The sequence below is a fragment of the Phenylobacterium sp. genome, assembly GCF_031181185.1.
Classification (GTDB): domain Bacteria; phylum Pseudomonadota; class Alphaproteobacteria; order Caulobacterales; family Caulobacteraceae; genus Phenylobacterium.
Genome location: NZ_JAPSKZ010000242.1, coordinates 1 through 4477, shown reverse-complemented (window position 1 = coordinate 4477; position 4477 = coordinate 1). Strand labels below are relative to the sequence as shown.

4 protein-coding genes and 1 pseudogene are annotated in these 4477 nt (G+C 70.1%); 3 read left to right on the top strand and 2 right to left on the bottom strand.

The window, feature by feature from the left end; translation table 11 throughout:
- A pseudogene (locus RIF93_RS18970) lies at window positions 1-383 on the bottom strand (sensor histidine kinase); the annotation flags it as partial.
- A gap of 52 nt (window positions 384-435) precedes the next feature.
- On the opposite strand from RIF93_RS18970, the gene RIF93_RS18965 reads away from it, so the two are divergent.
- From RIF93_RS18965 to RIF93_RS18955, 3 genes are all read left to right on the top strand, one after another.
- Complete coding sequence (locus tag RIF93_RS18965) at window positions 436-1047, top strand: SCO family protein (RefSeq protein ID WP_309093013.1); 612 nt, start codon at window positions 436-438, stop codon at window positions 1045-1047.
- 70 nt (window positions 1048-1117) lie between these two features.
- On the top strand, window positions 1118-2389 hold the full coding sequence (locus RIF93_RS18960) for a polyhydroxyalkanoate depolymerase (protein ID WP_309093012.1): 1272 nt from the start codon (window positions 1118-1120) through the stop codon (window positions 2387-2389).
- A gap of 9 nt (window positions 2390-2398) precedes the next feature.
- Window positions 2399-3136 carry a SprT family zinc-dependent metalloprotease gene (locus RIF93_RS18955; RefSeq protein WP_309093011.1) on the top strand — a complete coding sequence of 246 codons (738 nt, stop codon included), beginning with the start codon at window positions 2399-2401 and terminating at the stop codon, window positions 3134-3136.
- 30 nt (window positions 3137-3166) lie between these two features.
- Here the strand turns inward: RIF93_RS18955 and RIF93_RS18950 are convergent.
- Window positions 3167-4477 (bottom strand): penicillin-binding transpeptidase domain-containing protein (locus RIF93_RS18950; protein WP_309093010.1); only part of this gene is annotated, 1311 nt, incomplete at its 5' end.

The following is a 4477-nucleotide window of genomic DNA, read 5'->3' as shown; positions in this document are numbered from 1 at the left end:
GGATTGGCGGTCCCGCCGATCAGGGCCAGGAAGACCGCCATCTGCAGGATGTCGAGCGAGAGGTGGGCCACCGCCTCGCGGGTGTTGGTCACCCGCTGGAGCGGCGAGGCGACGCCCGTCAGCAGGTTCACCCAGGCGCCGGCGCCGATCACCGCGGCGCAGAAGATGTACGGCGCGCGGAAGCCGAGCCCGAAGCCCAGGACGATCAGCAGCAGCGCCTGACCGGCCAGGATGAACCAGCGCAGGGTGACGACAGTGCGGATCCGCAGATGGCTTCGGCTGACGTCGGCGGAATCCCAGACGCCTTGCGCCGCCTGCGGGCCCGGCTTATCCCCGCGCTCGGAGCCGAGCGCAGCGTGCGGCTGGGCGAGGGGCTCCGCCATGGCCGTTCAGGCGCCTCCGCGGCCGCCGGGCCGCAAGGCAAGGAAAAGCGACATGTCCAGGCGGGTGCTCGCCCTCATCGTGGTCTTGGCTCTGGCGCTGGCCATCCTCACCGGTCTTGCGGTCCGTCGCGGCATCCTGGGCTCGGACGAGCAAACCGCCGCCGTCGGCGGACCGTTCCAGCTCGTCGACCAAACCGGAGCCACCGTCGACCAGGACGTGCTGAAGGGCAAGTGGAGCGCGGTGTTCTTCGGCTTCACCCACTGCCCGGACATTTGCCCGACCACGCTGTTCGAGATGGCCCAAGTCGAGCGTGAATTGGCCGGACAGGCCGGCGACCTGCAGACCGTCTTCATCTCGGTGGACCCGCAACGCGATACGGTGGGGCAGGTGGCCGCCTATCTGAACAATCCGGATTTCCCGAAGCAGCTGGTCGGGCTTACCGGCACGCCCGAGCAGGTGGACCGCGCCGCCAAGGCCTATCACGTCTACTATTCCAAGTCGGGCGAGGGGGCGGACTACACCGTCAATCACGCCTCCTACACCTACCTGATGAGCCCCAAGGGCCGCTTCGTCTGCGTCCTGCCCTACGAGCTCACGCCCGAGCAGACGGCCGCGAAGATCAAGGCGGCCATGGCGCAGGGAGCCGACGCCCAGCGCTGCTGACCTGCAGCTTAAGCTTGTGGAGCTTCTTTACGCTTCGCATGTTATGCTGCGGCGCACAAAAGGGGCCTTGATGCTCTACACCCTGTACGAGGCGGGCTACTACGCCTCCACGCCGTTCCGCTTCGCGGCCCTGGCCGCTCGCCAGTTCTGGAGCTCGCCGCTTAATCCGGGCGCCGAGACCGAGCTGGGCCGCCGGCTGTTCGCGGTCTCCGACCTCGTCACCAACCTCACCCGGCGCTACGGCAAGCCCGGCTGGGGCATCGACCACGTCGAGATCGACGGCGTTCCGGTGCGGGTGCGCGCGACCGAGGTCTGGTCCAGCCCCTGGGTCAAGCTGACCCATTTCTCGCGCGACATGGCCGACATGCGCCGGGCCGGGCGGCGGGAGCTGGAGCCGGCGGTGCTGATCGTGGCGCCGCTGTCCGGCCACTACGCCACCCTGCTCCGCGGCACCGTCCAGGCCTTCCTGCAGGACCACGAGGTCTTCGTCACCGACTGGTCGAACGCCCGCGACGTGCCGGTGATGGAAGGCCGCTTCGACTTCCACGACTACATCGACCACGTCCGGCAGATGTTGCGCGCTCTTGGGCCCCGCCCTCACGTCGTGGCCGTCTGCCAGCCGGGCCCGCCCGTGCTGGCCGCCGCCGCCCTGATGGCCGAGGACGGGGAGGAGAGCCGACCCGCCTCCATGACCTTCATGGGTTCGCCGATCGACGCGCGCCTCTCGCCCACCGTCACGAACCGGCTGGCCGAGGAGCGGCCCTTCGCCTGGTTCGAGAGCAACATGATCTACACTGTGCCTGGCCCCTATCCGGGCATGGGCCGGCGCGTCTATCCCGGCTTCGTCCAGCTCGCGAGCTTCATGTCGATGAACCTCGAGAAGCACCAGGAGGCGCACTTGCGCTACCTGCAGCAGCTGATGGACGGCGACGGCGACAGCGCCGAGAAGCATCTCGAATTCTACGACGAGTACCTCTCAGTGCTCGACCTCACCGAGGAGTTCTACCTCCAGACGGTCGACGTCGTGTTCCAGCGCTATCTGCTGCCCAAGGGCGAGCTCTACCACCGCGGCCGCCACGTACGGCCTGACCGGATCACCGACGTCGGGCTCCTGACCGTCGAGGGCGAGAACGACGACATCTCGGGGATCGGCCAGACCCAGGCCGCCCATGAGCTGTGCTCAGGGCTCCCCGACGAGCTGAAGGAAGATTACGTCCAGCCGCACGTCGGCCACTACGGCGTCTTCAACGGCAAGCGCTTCCGCGAGGAGATCTATCCGCGGGTGCGGGCGTTCATCCGCCGCATGGACGAGGGCTTCGACAGGGGCCGAGTCGCTGCCTAAGTAAGGGGCGTGGGTCCCTTCCGAGCCTCCTTCTCAGACGGAGACGAACTCCAGGTGGCAGGCGCGGTGGTGCGCCTGCGGGTGAACCGCCGCGCCCGGCGGGTCTCGCTGCGCCTCGACCGCGCCCGCCGCGAGATCGTCGCCACCGCTCCCAATCCGCGCCGCCTGGCCGAGGCCGCCGCCTTCGCCCGCGACCGGGCCGGCTGGATCGCGGAGCGTCTGGCCGAACTGCCCGAGACGGCCCCCCTCGCGCCCGGTCAGCTGATCGAGGTGTTTGGCCGTCCGGTTCGCCTGGAGCAGGGCTCCGGCCGGGCCCGCTGGATCGAGCCCGAGGATGGCGCGACGCCGCGCATCGTCGCCATGGGCGAGGGGGAAGGCTTCGCCCGCGCCGTGATGCTGGTGATCAAGCGCCGCGCGCTCGACGTGCTCACCGAGCGCACCAGCTTCCACTGCGGCCGCCTGGGCGTCCCGGTCCCAAAGGTGACGGTGGCCGACGCCAAGTCCCGCTGGGGCTCGTGCCGGCCGGCCACGGGGCGGCTGCCCGCCTCGATCCGCTACTCCTGGCGGCTCGCGCTCGCGCCTCACGAGGTCGCCGACTACGTGGCCGCCCACGAGTGCGCCCACCTGCTTGAGCTGAACCACGGCCCGCGGTTCTGGGCCCACGTCCGCGCCCTGGTGGGCGACGAGCGCCGCCACCGCGCCTGGCTGCGGGCGGAAGGTGCGCGCCTTCACGCCTTCGGGCGCTAAACTTCCCCTGCGAAGCGGGGGAGGTTTGGATCAGAACGGAACCTCTTCGCGTTGGCGCCGGGCCGGCGGCGGCTCGTCGAACTCCGACGGCGGTTCGTCGTCGCGGCCGCCGCCGAAGAAGTCGGTGATGCCGTCGATGACGTCGCCGATCGGGTCGGGCTCGGCGGGAGGTGGCACGTTGCTGCCCGGGATCGGCTGGACCTTCAGCCGCGGCAGGGCGGCGGTCATGAAGTCCTTCCAGATGCCGGCCGGCGCGCCGCCGCCGGTGACCCGGCGCATCGGCTTGTTGTCGTCCTTGCCGACCCAGACGGCCGTCACGAAGCCGCCGGTGTAGCCGACGAACCAGGCGTCCCGGTAGTCGCTGGTGGTGCCCGTCTTTCCGGCGATGTCGTAGCCCGAGACGTTGGCCCGCGTGCCCGTGCCCTGGGTGATCACCGTGCGCATCATCTGGTTCATGTAGGCCAGCGCCGGCTGGCCGATCACCGCCTGGCGCGGCGGCCGGTCGACGCTGTGGTCGTAGAGCACCCGGCCCGAGGCGGTGCGGATCCGCTCGATCCCGTAGCCCTTGGCCAGGAAGCCGCCGTTGGCGAACGGCGCGTAGGCCTGGGCCATCTCCAGCGGACTCACCTCGACCGCGCCCAGGGCCATCGAGGGGTCCAGTTGGATGTTCGAGGTGATGCCAAGGCGGCGCGCCGCGGCCGCCACATTGGAGGTGCCGACCTCATTGGCCAGGCGGGCGGCCACGGTGTTCACCGACTCCTGCAGGGCGGTCTGCAGGTTGATCGGCCCCAGGTACTCGCCCGTGTAGTTGCGTGGCTCCCAGTTGCCGATCTTCACCGGCTCGTCGACCACCGGCGTGTCCGGCGTGCGGCCCGCCTCCATGGCCGTCAGGTAGACGAACGGCTTGAAGGCCGAACCCGCCTGGCGTCTGGCCATGGTCGCGCGGTCGAACTGGCTCTGCAGGTAGTTGGCCCCGCCGACATAGGCGCGCACCCGGCCCTCGCCGTCGATGGAGACCAGGGCCGCCTGCTCGACGCCCTGGCCCTTGGAGCCCGCCACGCCGCGCTGCACCGCCTGTTCGGCCGCGGCCTGCAGCGGCAGATCGAGCGTGGTCTCGACCACCAGGTCCTCGGTGGGCTCGCCCACCAGGCTGCGGACCTGGTCGTCGACCCAGTCGGTGAAGTACTGCGCGCGCTGGTTCGCCAGCACCGGGTTCACGCGCACCTTGGTTCGGAAGGCGGCCTCTCGCTCCTGAGGCGTGATGAACTTCGCCTCGACCATCTCGTCCAGCACGATGGTCGCGCGCCGCGCCGCGCGGTCGGTGGCCGAAACCGGCGAATA